Consider the following 14,739-nt stretch of genomic DNA (forward strand, 5'->3'; position numbering starts at 1 on the left):
TCAGGCGTGGTGCAGCAGGCGTTCGGCGGTGGTGACGGTCAGGCTGCCGGGCACGAGGTGCTCAGCGGCGGAGGCCCGCCAGGCGGCGAAGTGAGGAGAGGCGCGGTGGGCATCGAGCGCGGCTTGGTCGGCGTAGAGCTCGTAGAGGACGAAGTGGTGTTCGTCCGCGGTGTCCGCGGCCACGTCGAAGTAGGTGCAGCCCGGTTCGGCGAAGGACGACTCGGCCTGGAGAGCTGCGGCGGTCAGGAAGGGCTCCCGGTGGCCGGGCTTCACCCGCAGGGACACGGCGAGCGCGATCATGGTTCTCCTCAGGCGATGCTGATGGCGCCGGTGACCACGGCGAAGACGATCCAGGCCAGCGACGCGAGCGTGACCGGGAGCAGGCTGAACCGCTGGAAGTCGCCGAGGTCTCGTTTGACGAGGCCGAGCAGCACCCACAGCGGTGCGGAGGCGGGGCCGACGGAGTGCAGCATCTGGCCGATGACGCCGGCGCGGGCGATCTCGTCGGCGGGGATGCCGAACTGGGCGGCGGACTCGGCGAGGACCGGGAGGACGCCGAAGAAGTAGGCGTCGTTGGACATGAAGAAGCTCAGCGGCAGGCCGATGACGGCGGTGAACAGCGGGATCAGGTTGCCCATGCCGTCGGGCACGATCGCCAGCATCGACTTCGCCATCGCCTCGACCATGCCGGTGTCGGTGAGGATGCCGGTGAAGATCCCCGCTGCCAGTGCCAGCACGACGACGGGTACGGCGCTGGAGGCGTGCCGCTTGATGACGTCGCTCTGGTCGGTGAGCTTGGGGTGGTTGACGAGCAGGGCGATGACGAACCCGGCGATGAACAACGTGACGAGCGGGGCGACACCGAGGATGAGCAGGACGAGCAGCAGAGCGGTGAGGCCCGCGTTGAACCACATCTTCCAGCGAGGCGTGACGGCCGCGGTTTCGTCGGCGCTGTCGGCGCCGTCGGATCCGCCGGTGATCGTCGTCGTACCGCCACTGCCGCCGCGGTTGCGGCTCGCGGCGATCTCCTGGGCCACCTCGGCGATCACCAGCGGGTCGACGTCGCGGCGCTGGCGCAGGCCGAGGAAGTAGGCGATCATGATGATGACGCCGCTGGTCAGCGCGAGCGACGGCAGGAACGGCACGAAGTAGGCCGTGGCGTCGAGGTGCATCACGCTGATGGCGCGGGTGGCGGCGCCACCCCACGGGGTGGAGCCGGAGACCGCGCCCAGGGCCATGGTCGCGATCGTCGCGATGACGAGCGGGTTGATGCCGAGCCGCCGGTAGATCGGCAGGAACGCCGAACAGATGATCATGTAGCTGGTGGTGCCGTCGCCGTCGAGGGCGACCAGCAGTGCCAGCACCGCCGTGCCCACGCAGATCCGGACCGGGTCCCCTTTGGACAGTCGGATGATGGCGCGGGAGACGGGCTCGAAGAGCTTGGCGTCCATCATGACGCCGAAGTAGAGGATCGCGAACAGCAGCAGGATCGCGGTGGGCGCGACGGTCTTGATGCCGCTGATGGCCATGTCTCCGAGATCACCGCCTCGTCCGGCGAGGATCGCGAAGAGCACCGGCGCCGTGATGATCGCGACGAACGCCGTGGCGTACTTGCGCAGCACGAGCACCATGAACGTGCCCAGCGTGAGAAAACCGAGAACGGCAAGCATCTTTGCTTCTCCACTCGCGCGGATTGAGTGCGTCGGCCGGAGAGGTCGAGTGCGGTTCGTGCCGCGCCGACCGGGCCGTCGGGTCCGGGAAACGGTGAAGGCGACGGTAAAGCGCTGCTCGGTATTTTACAAGTAGGAAGTACCAAGATTCTTGGTCGCAACGAAGCGCCGGTAGGAGAAGTAGATCGTCTTGAGAGACGTTTCGCCTGGTGGAGCCGCCTGCGGCGGCTAGGGGCCGATCTTCTCGGCGGTGACCGTGCTGAGGTGCCCGCGCATTCGTTCAGCGGCCTCGGTACGCCGGTCTGCCAGCAGCAGGTCCGCGATCTCGACGTGCTCGCGGCACCGGATCACCCCGCTCTCGCGGGGCAGGGAACGGCGGTACTCGACCAGGCGGCGCAGGTGGTCGACCCGGCGCAGCGCCTCGATGAAGAACTCGTTGCGGCTGCACTCCGCGATCGTCTCGTGGAAGACGTGGTTGATGTTGAACAGCGTGATGTTGTCGAGCTCGTGGATCCAGCCGTCGGCGAGCTTCTGCTGCTGCTCGCGGACGTGCTCGATGGCCGCACGGTCCAGCACGAACGTCGGCTCCAGGATCGCCGCCGGCTCGATGGTGAGCCGGAAGCGGTAGCTGTCCGCGTAGGACTGCTGCGAGGTGAGGGTCGGGCGGAACTCCCAGCCGTAGCCGGGAAGGCGCTCGATCCAGCCTTCGGACGACGCGCGGCGCAAGACGCGGTTCAGCTGGGCCGGGGTGAGCGAGTACCGGCGGACCAGTGCGCTCTCGGTGATCTTGTCGGGCAGTTCGCCGTCGAGGCGGTCGCCGGCGATCGTCAGGTAGACGGTGTCGTCGACGTCGTCTTCCGCGTCCTCGGTGAGGTCGAGGTGGTCGGTGGAGACAACCGTGTAGCCGCCGCGGTCGGCCTCGGCCACCGCGCCCGAGTCGGCGAGCAGGCGCAGGGCGTTGCGCACCGGTGACCGGGAGACGCGCAGCTGGTCGGCGAGGGTGCGTTCGACCAGGCGGGTGCCGGTGGCCACCTGCTCGGAGCGGATGTAGTCGACGATGCGCGCGGCGACCTGACGGGTGAGCGGAGTCGGCGGCATGCGTCCATCCTCGTGGCGATGTTCGTTCGGGCGCAGTCTACAAGCCGGCATCGAGACGCGGACCACATCGTTGGTATTACTTATTGGCAAAATACCAACATCGGGTTACGGTGGCGCCACCATCTCGAACCCTGGAGATCCGGTCGATGAACGACTCCTTCCCCGCCTCGGTGCTGCGCCCGGCCGAGCTCGCCACGTTCTCGCGCGGTGGAGGCGCCAGCACGATCCCCCTCGTGACCTGCGCGCGAGGCGCTCAGGTGTTCCTCAACGGACAGACGTTGTTCGAAGGTGGCGCGGGGATTCCGCTGCACACCCACAACTGCCCGGAGAGCGTCGTGATCCTCGAAGGCGACGCGGTCGTCGAGATCGACGGCGAGGAACACCACCTCACCCGCTTCGACACGACCTATGTCGACGCGGGCGTGCCACACCGCTTCCGCAACGCCTCGGACACCGCGCCCATGCGCATCCTCTGGACCTACGCCTCCGTCGAGGCCACCCGCACGATCGTCGAGACCGGCCTGACCACGCGGGTCGACGCCGAGCACTCCCGCTGAGCTGAAAGGCAGATCCACCATGACCAAGCCCTACCGCCTCGGCGTCCTGCACGGCGACGGCATCGGCCCCGAGATCGTGCCCGCCACCGTCGCGGTCCTCGACGCGGCACTGCACGCCGCGGGCGTCGAGCCGTTCGAGTGGACCGAGCTTCCCCTTGGTGCGGGTGCGATCGGGAGCCACGGCGCCCACACGCCGCAGGAGACCCTCGACGCGCTCGCCGGCCTGGACGGCTGGCTGCTCGGCCCGCACGACAGCGCCGCCTACCCGCAGCCGTTCCGCTCGCAGCTCAACCCCAGCGGCACCATCCGCAAGCACTTCGGCCTGTACGCGAACATCCGCCCCGCCAAGGCGTTCCCCGGCGGCAACGCGGTCGTGCCCGGCACCGACCTGGTGATCGTGCGGGAGAACACCGAGGGCTTCTACGCCGACCGAAACACCTTCGCGGGCACCGGCGAGTACATGCCCACCCCGGACGTGGCCGTCGCGATGGGCATCATCACCCGCGCCGCCACCGAACGGATCGCGCGCACCGCGTTCGAACTGGCCCTGCAGCGCGACAAGCGCGTCACGATCGTCCACAAGGCCAACGTGCTGCGGCTGACCACCGGTCTGTTCCGCGACGTCTGCCGCGAGGTCGCCGCGCAGTACCCCGACGTCACGGTGAACGACTTCCACATCGACGCCATGACCGTGCACCTCGTGCGCCGCGCCGACGAGTTCGACGTGATCGTCACCGAGAACATGTTCGGCGACATCCTGTCCGACCTCGCGGGCGAGATCGCCGGCTCGCTCGGCATCGCGCCGTCGATCAACTCCTCCGACACCCACGCGATGGCACAGGCCGCGCACGGCTCCGCGCCCGACATCGCCGGCCAGGACCTCGCCAACCCCATCGCGATGATCCAGTCCGGCGCGATGCTGCTGCAGTGGCTCGCGGGCAAGCACGACGACCCCAGGTTGCTGGACGCCGCCTCGCGGGTGGAGGAGGGTGTCACCGCCACCGTCGTCGGCGGGACGAGCACTCGCGACCTCGGTGGCAGCGCCTCCACCACGGTGTTCACCCAGGCCGTGGTCGCCGCCATCGGGAGCGCCTGACATGACGCTCATCGCGCTCGTGCACGCCACACCGGCTCCGATCGGGCCCGCGGCCGAGGCGTTCGCCGACGCGCTTCCGCAAGCGCGGTTGTGGAACCTGCTCGACGACACCCTCATCGGTGACGCCGAGCAGGCAGGCGGCCTGACCCCGGCACTGCGAACCCGGATGCGCACGCTGATCGCCTACGCCGTCGACCACGGCGCTGACGCCGTGCTGCTGACCTGCTCCATGTACGGACCCGTGGCTGAAGAGGCGGCTCGGAACCACCCGGTTCCCGTGCTGCCCTCGGACCTCGCGCTGTTCGACGAGGTCGCCCGGCTCGAACCCGCCACCGTGCTCGTGCTCGGTCCGGCCGAAGCCGGTACGAGGGACACCGTCGACCGGCTGAGCGCGCACCTCGGACCCGGGACATCGGTGCACGGTACTGCGGTGGCAGGCGTGCGTGAGGCGTTGGCCGAGAACGACGTGGACCTGGCCGCGCGGTTGCTGGCCACCTCGGCGAGCGCTCACCTCTCCGATGTGGTGGTGCTGGGGCAGTTCTCGCTCGCGCCGGCCGCCGAGCAGGTGCGAGCGCTGGCCGACGTGCCGGTGCTCAGCCCTCCGCGCCTCGCCGCGCAGGCTGTCGGCACCGCTTTGGCGGGAGCGAAGCGATGAGCCCGGTGCTGGGCGTCATCGCCGACGACCACACCGGCGGCAGCGACGTCGCCGCCGCGCTGCGCCGCGCGGGCATGCGCACGGTGCTGAGGTTCGGAATCCCGGCCCCCGGCACCGTGCCGCCCGACTGCGACGCCGTCGTGGTGGCGCTCAAGACGCGGTCCCTTCCCGCTGCCGAAGCCGTCGACCAGAGCTCACGTGCCTGGGACTGGTTGGCGGAAGTGGGCGTGCGGCGTCTGTACGTCAAGTACTGCTCGACGTTCGACTCCACCGACGAAGGCAACATCGGACCTGTGACCGACGCGCTCGCCGACGGCGCGCTGACACTGATCTGCCCCGCCTCGCCGGAACACGGACGGACCACCTACCTCGGCCATCTGTTCGTGGACGGCGCGTTGCTCTCGGAGTCCCCGATGCGCCACCACCCGCTGACCCCGATGACCGACTCCAACCTCGTCCGCGTGCTCGCCCGTCAGACACCCCACCCGGTCGGCCTGCTCCCGCTCGACGTGGTGCGCGCCGGTGCGATCCGCGCGCACCTGGATTCCCTGGCAGCACGAGGAATCCGGCACGTGGTCGTCGATGCGACCGAGGACGGCGATCTGATCCAGGTAGCCCGTGCGACCGATCACCTCCCGGTCGTCACCGGTGGCGCGGGACTCGCGGGCGCGATAGCGCGAACCACGTCCATTCCGCGACCAGCCGAAGCGACGACGCTGCCGAGCGGGCCTGCCGTGATCCTCGCGGGCAGCTGCTCCGCCGCCACCCTCGGACAACTCGGCCACGCCCTGGCGCGGTTCCCGGCTCACCGCCTGGACCCGGTCGCCACCCCCGATCCGGCGGACCTGGCCGGCACGGCTCTCGCGTGGCTGGACGAGAACTTCGGCGATGTTCCGGTGGTGCTCTACTCGTCAGCGAACGTGGAAGAGCGTGACGCTGCCCGTGCCGCCATGGGGCCTGACACGTCAGGGGTGCTGGAACGCACTCTCGGACTGCTGGCCGAGCGCGCGGTGAAGCTCGGCGCGCGACGCGTCGTCGTGGCCGGAGGGGAGACCTCGGGTGCGGTCACCGCCGCGCTGGGGGTCGACCAGGTGCTGGTCGGTGGCGAGGCCGACCGCGGCGTGCCGTGGTGCTTGACCTCGGGCGATGACCCGGTCGCCCTGCTGCTCAAGTCAGGCAACTTCGGTCGCCCGGACCTCCTGGTCCGTGCGGCCCAGGGTGATCTCCGATGAGCGCCGCGCAGCTCGTCGGACTCGGCAGGTCGTTGTTCGACCGGCGCCTGACCCACGGACGCACGGGCAACATCAGCGTGCGCGTGAACGGTGGAATCCTGGTGACCCCCACCGGTGTGAGCCTGGGAGCCCTGGACCAGGCCGACCTGTCGGTGATCGATGTCGAGGGACGGCATCTGGAAGGCCCGCTGCCGACCAAGGAAGCGTTCCTGCACGCCGCCGTCTACCGCGCTCGGCCCGACGCCGGTGCAGTGGTGCACCTGCACTCCACCTACGCCGTCGCGGTCTCGTGCCTGGCCGACGTCGACCCGGCCGACGTGCTCCCACCCCTCACGGCGTACTACGCGATGCGCGTGGGAACCCTGCCGCTGCTGCCTTTCCACGCACCGGGCGATCCGGCGCTGGGACCGATCGCCGAACAAGCCGCCCGCACCCACCACGCCCTTCTGCTGGCCAACCACGGCTCGCTCGTCGCCGGACCCGACCTCCTCACCGCAGCGGACGCCGCGGAAGAACTCGAGGAGACCGCTCGCATCCACCTTCTCCTGCGAGGCCACCGAACCACGACGGTGCCCACCGCGGATCGAACCGAGGACAGCCGATGATCACTCCTGTTGCCACAGCCGACCTGGTCGACGAGCACGGCGACGCGTTGCGCGTGTGCGACCTGCAATTCCGCTCCTTCGGTGGTCTCACCGAGTTCGCGGGCACAGTGCGCACCGTGCGTTGCTTCGAGGACAACGACCTCGTGCGCACCCTCCTGCGTGCACCTGGAGACGGGGCAGTGCTCGTCGTGGACGGAGGAGGCTCGCTGCGCACAGCACTCACCGGTGACCTGATCGCCACCGCGGCGGTCGAGAACGGCTGGGCGGGCCTCGTGCTGAACGGAGCCGTTCGTGACAGCGCCACGCTCGGCGGCATGAACCTCGGTGTGCTGGCCCTGGGCACGATCCCGCGCAAGAGCGGCAAGACCGGTGCGGGGGAGGTGGACGTCCCGGTGACGTTCGGCGGCGTCGAGTTCAAGCCGGGCGACGTGCTGCACGCGGACTCCGACGGTGTTGCGGTGCTGCCAGATCTTCGGAGTTGACGAGGCTTCCTGGTCAGACCGAGCCCTGTGGGGCATCGTGCTGTGCTCGTTGTGCGCGAGCTTACACCCAGAACTATACCGTCTGGACGGTATAGTTCTGGTGTGACCAGGCTACCGACACCAATCTCGCGCCCGCGACGCGAACCGGCATCGGCGGTTCCGGTCGCGCCTGACTCGGCGTGCGGCCGTTCCTGTGGAATTGTGCCGAGCCGCGCCGGTTGGACCGGGCGGCGCGGGTGATGAACGGCCTGTTCGAAGCCGCGCTGCACAGCGCCTGGCTGCTGCCCGCGCTGGCCTTGCTCATCGCGATCGACGGACCGGTCCCGATGCTTCCCAGCGAGTCCCTGTTGATCATGGCGGTCGCCGGCGTCGTGACGGGGAGAGACGTGCCGGGCTTGCCGGTGTTGTTCCTGACCGCTCTGGTGGGTTCGGTGCTCGGGGATGTCGCCGTGTTCGCGTTGGGCCGTGGTTCTCGCCGCGTTGTGCGCGAGACCGAGGCCGAGTCCGAGGGCTGGGTGGCGTGGGTCGGCAGGACGATTCGTGCCAGGCCGATCCTCACGTGCGTCAGCGTGCGCTTGGTGCCTGGTGGCAGGCTGGTGAGCAGCGCCGCCTGCGGGCGGCTGCGGGTGCCGCTCCACGTGTTCCTCGTGGCTTCGGTGGCGAGCTCGGCGTTGTGGAGCGCCTACATGCTGCTCATCGGCACCGTGCTGACACCGCTGACCCAGGGCGAACCGGTACCGACCCTGCTCGCCGGTCTGCTCACGGGTGTGATCACGGCAGGGGTCTTCGAGGTGGGCAGGCGCCTGTTCCGCACGAGCAGGCAGAAATCGGCCGGTTCACCGGGTGGTGGCGCGGGACCGCGAACGGACCTCGGCCGGCCCGCGAGAAGTGGCGAGCAGCGCGTCCGATGATGATCCCGGTTCTTCTCGCCCTCTCCGCGGCTGTTCTGGTCAGATCGCTGGTGTCCGCGCGGCTGGATCGCTGGAACGTTGCGGCACCCGTGGTCATGATTGCGGCAGGAGCGCTCGCCGCCATGGCCTCACGCGGTGTCGACCTGCTGCCTCTGGTCAACACCGAGGTCGCTCAGCACATCGCCGAGATCATCCTCGCGGTGCTGCTGTTCATCGACGCCACCGAGGTGCGCGGAGGCCGGCTGTGGGGCCGGTATCCCGGCATCGTGGGACGGTTGCTCCTGGTGGCGATGCCGTTGAGCATCGCGGCGGCGATGGTCGCCGGGGCGCTGCTGCTGCCGGGGCTGTCCCTGCCGCTACTGCTTCTGCTGGCGTGCGTGGTGATCCCCAGCGACTTCGCCGCCGCCGAGCGGGTGGTCCGCGACCCCGTGTTGCCCGCGAGAGTGCGCAGCGTCCTCAATGTCGAGAGCGGCTACAACGACGGACTGGTGTCGCCGGTCTTCTTGTTCGCGTTGATCCTGAGCGGGACGCGGTACCCCGAACGGACTCCTCAGGAGGCACTGGCCACCGCGCTGCCGTTCGCGCTGAAGGCGGTGCTGGTCGGCGCCGCGCTCGGAGCGGTGCTCGCCACGGTGCTGTTCTCCGCGCAACGTGCCGGGTGGAGCACCGAGCGGTCGCGCAGGGTCGCGGTTCTCGCGGTGCCGGTGCTGACCTATGCCGCCACGGTGGCCGTCGACGGCAACGGCTTCGTCGCCTCGTTCGTGTGCGGAACCGTCTTCCGCCGCGTCTTCCAGGCCAAGGCGATTCCCCTCATCCGCACGGCCACGCGCGAGGATCCCGATCGGCGTCCCGTCCTCGCCCAGGACCTGCGGCTGCTCGAGGACGCCACCGGCTTGCTCACCCACGCCATGTGGTTCGTCGTGGGCGCGGCGGCGGTCGTCGTCTTCGCTCAGGGTGTGAGCTGGCAGGAGGTGGTCTTCTGCGTTGCCGCGCTGACCGTCTTGCGCATCGTGCCGGTCGTGCTCTCGTTGGCCGGGACGCCCATGTCCGGCCGGGACCGCTTCCTGGTCGGCGCACTCGGTCCGCGCGGCACCACGTCGATCGTCTTCGGGCTCCTGGCGGTCAACGGGCTGGCCGAGGGGGAGGTGGCCGACACGATCCTGTCCGTCACCGTGTTGTGCGTTCTGGGCAGCGCGGTCCTGCACGGGCTGGGTTCGGCGCCGCTGGCCCGCTTGCTGGTCCGACCCCGCCGGCGCCCGGAGGAACCGGAGTCCCCCGCGACCGCGGCGGGTGCCCGCGTCGAACCACCCCTCCGCCGGCCGACGTCGTCGCCGGTCGAAGGCATCCACCACCGACCCGACAACGAGGCGTGACCGTGCTGACCGAAGTTCTGACCTGGCTCCAATCACTGCCCCACCCTGCCGTCGTCGCGGTGACCGGGTTGCTGGTCCTCGCCGAGTGCAGCCTCGGCCTGGGCTTCCTCGTCCCCGGTGAAGGCGCGCTTCTGGTGGCCGCCACCACCGCCACCACGACTCCTCGCTTCGTCGTCATGTGGCTGGTGGTGACCGTCGCCGCGAGCGCGGGTGATCTCATCGGTCGCACCGTCGGCCGGCGATTCGGCCCGCGCCTGCGCGAGACGAAGATCATCCGCAGGCACGGTGCGCGTGGATGGGACCGTGCTGCCGCGATCCTGAGGCGGCACGGGGCCTGGGCGGTCTTCTTCGCGCGCTTCCTCCCGGTGCTGCGCACGCTGGTGCCGCCGGTGGCGGGGACGTCCGGGTTGTCGCTGTCCAGGTTCATCCCGGCCAGCCTCGCCGGCGCCGCCTGCTGGTCGGCTCTGCACATCGCCGCGGGGAGCGCGGCGGGCGCTGCCGCCAGGACCCTCGAAACCGTGCTGTCGCGCGGCGGCACGGTCGTACTCGTCCTTGCCGCTGTCGCTGTCGCCGGCTTGGTCATCCGCAACGCGCGCCGTAAGGGAACCGAGCCTGCGGTGGTCGGGACGGCCGGTACGACGAAGTCTGGTGACCAAGCCGACGTTTGATGGAGTCGGTGGCAGTCGTCACCGGATCAAGTCCTGGATCATCCACACCGCCGGCGCGGTCAGGGCGGAGCTGGGCAAGAGCGTTCCAGGACATCACCCGGGCGCGGGAGCCGCGGGGCATCTGTGGAAGTCGTCGGGCATGGCGGTCACAGTCGGCGGCATCGGGCTGCTGTACCCGCAGCTGCTCCGGGCGTCGATCGCGACGTTCCTGCCCCACGTTGCCTGGGGTTCGCCAGAGCTGGCGCCACTGGGCGGTGGCCGGTGCGGTCACCGTGCCCGGACCTCGTACCGGGTCTGGACGCAGGTCTGGCCGCCCTGAAACCAGTCAGGGCGGCCAGCGCGTCTCCGGCGGCGAAAACCGGCCGCGGTCAGCGGGCGAGCCGCGCAGCCACCTCGTCCGCCGCACGCCGGCCCGACAGGACCGCGCCGTTCATGCTGCCGGAGGTCTCCTCGGCGGTCTCGGTGCCGGCCCAGTGCACGAGACCGACCGGCTCGCGGAGGAACTTGCCGTACGAGGTCCACGTTTTCGGCGCGACCGCGGGGTTCGGTCCGCCGGGAGCGAACGTGTCGGTGCCCCAGGAGAAGTCGGTGTACTCGGTGACGTGGCGAGCGGATTCCCCGAACAGGTGGACGAGGTGCTTCATGACGCGACGGCGACGCTCGTCCTCGTCGTACCCGTCGAACCCGCGCGCGTCGCAGAACACCATCATGATGCCGGGGCCGTCGGCGCTGGGGCTGACGTCGAAGGTGAGGAAGACGGTGTCGTCGTCGGACACCCCTTCTCCGGACAGGCCTTCGGCACGCCAGAACGGACGGTCGTAAGCGACGAACGCCTTGCTGAGCGCGCCCAGCCGCCAGCTGCGGGCAAGGCCGTGGTGCTGCGCCGGAAGCGCAGGCGTGAACTCGATGGTCGAGCGGTGGACCGGCGACGCCGTCACGATGACGAACCGGGCGTCGATCGTGTGCGTGCTCGTCGTGACCGTGACGCGATCGCCGACGGTGGTGATGGTCTCCACGGGGGAGCCGGTGATCACGCGGGACTCCAGCGTGTCGGCAAGCCTGCTGACGAGGGTGTGGGCCGAGCCGAGCACACGGTCCTGCTGGTCGCCGCCCTCCACCTTGAGCATGATCTCGATGCCGCCGAGGGTTTTGATGTAGCGCAGCGCGTTGAACAGCGACACGTCACCGACCGGTGCGCCCCACTGCACCAGGCTGAACATGTTCATGAACTTCCGGGTGCCTTCAAGGGCGTGCTTGGAGGTCAGCCACTCGCCCAGTGACATGGAGTCGAGTTCCGCCGCGTCGGGGTGCTCCCACGGCGCCGAGAAGGAGAAGCCGTCCACGATCTTCTGCAGCGCGCTCGTGATGCGCGCGATGTCGAGTGAGACCAACGGGGACAGAGCGGTGAGGCTTTCGGTCTTGCGCTTTCCTCCGAAGGAGATGACGCCCTTCCCGTCGTGGAACTGCGGTACGAGTTCGCAGTGCAGCCGGCTCACGAGTTCGCGGACGGCTGAGTGGTGCGGTGCCACCCAGGTCGCGCCGGCGTCGACGGGCACGCCGGCGATCTCGATCTTGTGGATACGGCCGCCGACGCGCTTGCGGCCCTCGACCACAAGGACGTCGTAGCCCGCTCGTGTGAGCTCATCCGCTGCCGTCAAGCCGGAAAGACCGGCTCCGACGATGACGACATCGGTGGACTGGCTGACGACACTGTTCATGATCTTGCTCCGTACGTCGTGATTCGGTTCCGCGATCGCGGGGTTCGCCCTCGGCTCCCTCTAGAACTATACCGTCTGGACGGTACAGTTCAGCGGGTGTGGTGGTTGTCGCACGATGTGGTGAGCGGCGGTGTGGCGTGGAGGAGTGCGGCGTCGCCCGTGGGGCGCTCAGGGGCCGGGCGGAAGCGGTGGGCGTCAGGATCCCGTTCGGTCATCGGGATCCTGACGCAAGACTGCGGTGGTGGACCCGCCGGTCTCAGCGCGAGGCGGCTGCGGTGTCGGGGGAGAGGACTTCCCAGAGTTCGCTGTGCAGGGTGAAGCGCAGCAGCTGCCGTTTGAGGGTGTCCAGGTCGTCTTCGGAGAGTGCGCCGCCGTAGAACGGCGACATGCTGGCGCCGTCCACAGCGTTGATCACGAGCGTGCGCACGTGGTCGGGCATGCCGTCGGCACGCAGGTCGTCGTGCCAGCGCTGGGAATCGGTGCGCATCAGCTCGACCACATCGGGCATGACGGTCAGCTGTGCGAGCAGGTGCACTGTCTCCCGGATCGCTGTCTCGTCGTCCGGGGTGACCGCCAGGCACGTCCTGATGTACGCACGGGCCAACGCGCCCGGCGCCGAGTCCTCGGGATCGATCTCGGCGTACACCATCGCTCGCAGGTCGTCGAGCACGTCGTGCGCCAGTGCGCGCACGAGGTCTTCCTTGGCCGCGAAGTGGTAGAGCAGTCCGCCCTTGGACACGCCGGCTCGCCTGGCGATCTCGTCCAGGCTCGCGGACAACCCCCGCTCGCGGAAGACCACGGCTGCGGCTTCGAGCAGTACGTGCCTTGTCTCTTCCGGCGTGCGACCCGCCTTGCGTGCCATGACGCCCTCCTATGTTCGCTCGCCTGTTGTTCATACCGGACGCGCTTCACGCCGGGGCGCGTCGGGTGGCGTGTCGTTGGCCGACTTCGGGAAACGGGACATGTCATGCTTACTATACCGTCTGGACGGTATAGTAACCTCCTGGAAACCCGGACGACCAACGTCCGGGTCTCCCTCATAGGAGCCCAAGGAGCAGCGCATGACCGACGTCTTCATCGCTGACGGCGTGCGAACCGCGGTCGGCCCGTTCGACCGTGATGCATCGACTCGTCATGCCGTGAAACTCGCGGAGAAAGTCGTGCGCACTGCGGTCGAGCTGACGGGGATCGATCCCGGCGAGGTGGATGCGCTTGTCCTCGCCTCCTCCGGTCACCCCGAAACGGCGGCACGCACTGCCGCGGGTAAAGCCGCACAACGCGCCGGATTGTCGAAAAAGGCCGGGCACTCAGTAGTCACGACAGGTGCCACCACGGGCATGGACGCCATCACGGCAGCCCGGTCGATGATCGCCTCCGGAGTTGCCGACGTCGTCGTGGCAGCAGGTGTCGAGCTGTCGGCTCATGGGCCCGAGGTGCCGGCGGCAGCTCGCTTGTGGCGCTGGCCCCTGTCCGGGGAAGCCGAGCCTCCCACCGAGTCCCGGACTCGCTTCCGGGCCGCCGTGCAACTCGCCGAACGTCTGGCGGAGCAACGGGGCTTCACGAGGGAAGTTCTGGACGAATACGCCTGGAAGTCCTATGAGCGCGCCAAGGTCGCACTGGAGAAGGAACGCCTCGCCGGAGAGATCGTTGCTTTCGGCGAGGTAGAGCACGACGCGGGTCTCCGTGCGGCAACCACGATGAGGACGCTGGGGGATCTGCAGCCGATCTGCGGGGCCGGCGGTGTGATCACCACGGGCAATGCGAGTTCGCTGGACAACGGTGCTGCCGCGGTGGTGCTCCTGAGCGGACGCTATGTCGCGCAGCGTGATCTGCGTCCGCGTGCTCGGATCGTGGCGATGGCCGACGCGAAGCTCGACGCTGGTTCGGCCGAGATCGGTCAGGTGGCCGCCGCTCGGGAAGTCCTGTCGCGTTCGGAGTGGACAGTGGATCGGCTCGACTCGGTGGAACTGGACGAGATTTCCGCCGCCCATTTCCTGGCGTGCATCGACGACCTCGGACTGTTCACCGACACGGTGAACGTCGATGGGGGAGCGATTGCTCTGGGTACTCCGTTTGCCTGCATGGGGCCTCGGCTGGCTGTCACCCTCATGCGGCGCCTCGAACACAGCCATGGCCGGCAAGGCCTGATGACCACCGCCGGGGCCGAGCAGGCCTCCGCGATGCTGCTCGAGCGTGTGACACCGCGACATTGGCGCCACTGACTTCCAGCAGCCGGACGAGGTGCCGCGAACCGCGAACGGCCGCAGCAGAACCATGTACCGCAATCCCGTTCAAGGCGAAGTGATCGTGATGATTCGACCTTCCGAAGTTCTGGTGGGTAGGCGCTGGCTCGTGCTGGCGGTCTTGTGCGCCAGTCTGCTGCTGGTGTCCGTGGACGCCACGGTGCTGCACATGGCTTTGCCCGCGTTGGCGGAGGACCTGCGGCCCACCGCGACCAGTCAGCTGTGGATCATCGCGGTCTACTCGCTGGTCGCGGCGCCCCTGCTGCTCGCCTTCGGCACGCTGGGCGACCGCTACGGCCGGCGCCGGATCCTGGTGCTCGGCTACGTGGCGTTCGGGCTGGCATCCCTGGCCTGCGCGTGGGCACCGGACGTCGCGGTGCTGATCGGCGCGCGGGCCGTGCTCGGCGTCGGCGGCGCGATGATCATGCCGG

Annotated in this window: 17 protein-coding genes; 12 read left to right on the forward strand and 5 right to left on the reverse strand. The window is 69.2% G+C overall.

Going from position 1 to position 14,739, the window contains the following annotated elements; translation table 11 throughout:
* From L6E10_RS34985 to L6E10_RS34995, 3 genes are all read right to left on the reverse strand, one after another.
* Window positions 1-300, reverse strand: a complete 300-nt coding sequence (locus L6E10_RS34985) for a putative quinol monooxygenase (protein WP_236224443.1) — start codon at window positions 298-300, stop codon at window positions 1-3.
* Window positions 301-308: 8 nt separating this feature from the next.
* Window positions 309-1,670 carry a CitMHS family transporter gene (locus L6E10_RS34990; protein ID WP_236224444.1) on the reverse strand — a complete coding sequence of 454 codons (1,362 nt, stop codon included), beginning with the start codon at window positions 1,668-1,670 and terminating at the stop codon, window positions 309-311.
* A gap of 228 nt (window positions 1,671-1,898) precedes the next feature.
* Window positions 1,899-2,768 carry a GntR family transcriptional regulator gene (locus L6E10_RS34995; protein WP_236224445.1) on the reverse strand — a complete coding sequence of 290 codons (870 nt, stop codon included), beginning with the start codon at window positions 2,766-2,768 and terminating at the stop codon, window positions 1,899-1,901.
* A 146-nt stretch (window positions 2,769-2,914) separates the two neighbouring features.
* Between L6E10_RS34995 and L6E10_RS35000 the strand changes: the two genes are divergently transcribed.
* From L6E10_RS35000 to L6E10_RS35045, 10 genes are all read left to right on the forward strand, one after another.
* Window positions 2,915-3,325, forward strand: coding sequence for a cupin domain-containing protein (locus L6E10_RS35000; protein WP_236224446.1), 411 nt, complete (start codon window positions 2,915-2,917; stop codon window positions 3,323-3,325).
* A 19-nt stretch (window positions 3,326-3,344) separates the two neighbouring features.
* Window positions 3,345-4,421 (forward strand): isocitrate/isopropylmalate dehydrogenase family protein, encoded by a 1,077-nt coding sequence (locus L6E10_RS35005; RefSeq protein WP_236224447.1) that lies wholly within the window; start codon window positions 3,345-3,347, stop codon window positions 4,419-4,421.
* A 1-nt stretch (window position 4,422) separates the two neighbouring features.
* Complete coding sequence (locus L6E10_RS35010) at window positions 4,423-5,076, forward strand: aspartate/glutamate racemase family protein (RefSeq protein WP_236224448.1); 654 nt, start codon at window positions 4,423-4,425, stop codon at window positions 5,074-5,076.
* Entirely contained in the window at window positions 5,073-6,308 is a 1,236-nt protein-coding gene (otnK, locus tag L6E10_RS35015; protein WP_236224449.1) for a 3-oxo-tetronate kinase, read from the forward strand. The genes L6E10_RS35010 and otnK overlap by 4 nt, the downstream gene beginning before the upstream one ends.
* Window positions 6,305-6,913 (forward strand): 3-oxo-tetronate 4-phosphate decarboxylase, encoded by a 609-nt coding sequence (gene otnC / locus L6E10_RS35020; RefSeq protein WP_236224450.1) that lies wholly within the window; start codon window positions 6,305-6,307, stop codon window positions 6,911-6,913. Before otnK ends, otnC begins: the two co-directional genes overlap by 4 nt.
* The gene (gene rraA, locus L6E10_RS35025; RefSeq protein WP_236224451.1) at window positions 6,910-7,395 is read left to right on the forward strand and encodes a ribonuclease E activity regulator RraA; all 486 of its coding nucleotides are present in this window, start codon (window positions 6,910-6,912) and stop codon (window positions 7,393-7,395) included. The genes otnC and rraA overlap by 4 nt, the downstream gene beginning before the upstream one ends.
* 239 nt (window positions 7,396-7,634) lie before the next feature.
* Window positions 7,635-8,306, forward strand: coding sequence for a DedA family protein (locus tag L6E10_RS35030; RefSeq protein ID WP_236224452.1), 672 nt, complete (start codon window positions 7,635-7,637; stop codon window positions 8,304-8,306).
* Window positions 8,306-9,679, forward strand: coding sequence for a cation:proton antiporter (locus L6E10_RS35035; RefSeq protein ID WP_236224453.1), 1,374 nt, complete (start codon window positions 8,306-8,308; stop codon window positions 9,677-9,679). The genes L6E10_RS35030 and L6E10_RS35035 overlap by 1 nt, the downstream gene beginning before the upstream one ends.
* Window positions 9,680-9,681: 2 nt before the next feature.
* Entirely contained in the window at window positions 9,682-10,347 is a 666-nt protein-coding gene (locus L6E10_RS35040) for a DedA family protein (RefSeq protein ID WP_236224454.1), read from the forward strand.
* On the forward strand, window positions 10,328-10,666 hold the full coding sequence (locus L6E10_RS35045; RefSeq protein WP_236224455.1) for a hypothetical protein: 339 nt from the start codon (window positions 10,328-10,330) through the stop codon (window positions 10,664-10,666). Before L6E10_RS35040 ends, L6E10_RS35045 begins: the two co-directional genes overlap by 20 nt.
* 49 nt (window positions 10,667-10,715) lie before the next feature.
* Here the strand turns inward: L6E10_RS35045 and L6E10_RS35050 are convergent, their stop codons facing one another.
* Both L6E10_RS35050 and L6E10_RS35055 read right to left on the reverse strand, forming a co-directional pair.
* A complete protein-coding gene (locus tag L6E10_RS35050; protein WP_236224456.1) occupies window positions 10,716-12,065 on the reverse strand; it encodes a flavin monoamine oxidase family protein in 1,350 nt (449 codons plus the stop codon).
* 256 nt (window positions 12,066-12,321) lie between these two features.
* Window positions 12,322-12,927 (reverse strand): TetR/AcrR family transcriptional regulator, encoded by a 606-nt coding sequence (locus L6E10_RS35055; RefSeq protein WP_236224457.1) that lies wholly within the window; start codon window positions 12,925-12,927, stop codon window positions 12,322-12,324.
* Between the two features lie 199 nt (window positions 12,928-13,126).
* On the opposite strand from L6E10_RS35055, the gene L6E10_RS35060 reads away from it, so the two are divergent.
* The gene (locus tag L6E10_RS35060) at window positions 13,127-14,287 is read left to right on the forward strand and encodes a beta-ketoacyl synthase N-terminal-like domain-containing protein (RefSeq protein ID WP_236224458.1); all 1,161 of its coding nucleotides are present in this window, start codon (window positions 13,127-13,129) and stop codon (window positions 14,285-14,287) included.
* 112 nt (window positions 14,288-14,399) lie between these two features.
* Window positions 14,400-14,739 (forward strand): MFS transporter (locus tag L6E10_RS35065; RefSeq protein WP_374237592.1); only part of this gene is annotated, 340 nt, incomplete at its 3' end.

The organism is Lentzea sp. CC55 (assembly GCF_021056325.1).
In the GTDB taxonomy this organism is placed as follows: domain Bacteria; phylum Actinomycetota; class Actinomycetes; order Mycobacteriales; family Pseudonocardiaceae; genus Lentzea; species Lentzea jiangxiensis.

What these genes read in the sequence shown, in the direction of transcription:
- L6E10_RS35035 (WP_236224453.1), top strand. Translation starts at nt 8,306, where the DNA reads ATGATCCCGGTTCTTCTCGCCCTCTCCGCGGCTGTTCTGGTCAGATCG.
- L6E10_RS34995 (WP_236224445.1), bottom strand. Translation starts at nt 2,768, where the DNA reads ATGCCGCCGACTCCGCTCACCCGTCAGGTCGCCGCGCGCATCGTCGAC.
- L6E10_RS34990 (WP_236224444.1), bottom strand. Translation starts at nt 1,670, where the DNA reads ATGCTTGCCGTTCTCGGTTTTCTCACGCTGGGCACGTTCATGGTGCTC.
- L6E10_RS35055 (WP_236224457.1), bottom strand. Translation starts at nt 12,927, where the DNA reads ATGGCACGCAAGGCGGGTCGCACGCCGGAAGAGACAAGGCACGTACTG.
- rraA (WP_236224451.1), top strand. Translation starts at nt 6,910, where the DNA reads ATGATCACTCCTGTTGCCACAGCCGACCTGGTCGACGAGCACGGCGAC.
- otnC (WP_236224450.1), top strand. Translation starts at nt 6,305, where the DNA reads ATGAGCGCCGCGCAGCTCGTCGGACTCGGCAGGTCGTTGTTCGACCGG.
- L6E10_RS35050 (WP_236224456.1), bottom strand. Translation starts at nt 12,065, where the DNA reads ATGAACAGTGTCGTCAGCCAGTCCACCGATGTCGTCATCGTCGGAGCC.
- L6E10_RS35010 (WP_236224448.1), top strand. Translation starts at nt 4,423, where the DNA reads ATGACGCTCATCGCGCTCGTGCACGCCACACCGGCTCCGATCGGGCCC.
- L6E10_RS34985 (WP_236224443.1), bottom strand. Translation starts at nt 300, where the DNA reads ATGATCGCGCTCGCCGTGTCCCTGCGGGTGAAGCCCGGCCACCGGGAG.
- L6E10_RS35005 (WP_236224447.1), top strand. Translation starts at nt 3,345, where the DNA reads ATGACCAAGCCCTACCGCCTCGGCGTCCTGCACGGCGACGGCATCGGC.
- L6E10_RS35060 (WP_236224458.1), top strand. Translation starts at nt 13,127, where the DNA reads ATGACCGACGTCTTCATCGCTGACGGCGTGCGAACCGCGGTCGGCCCG.
- L6E10_RS35030 (WP_236224452.1), top strand. Translation starts at nt 7,635, where the DNA reads ATGAACGGCCTGTTCGAAGCCGCGCTGCACAGCGCCTGGCTGCTGCCC.
- otnK (WP_236224449.1), top strand. Translation starts at nt 5,073, where the DNA reads ATGAGCCCGGTGCTGGGCGTCATCGCCGACGACCACACCGGCGGCAGC.
- L6E10_RS35000 (WP_236224446.1), top strand. Translation starts at nt 2,915, where the DNA reads ATGAACGACTCCTTCCCCGCCTCGGTGCTGCGCCCGGCCGAGCTCGCC.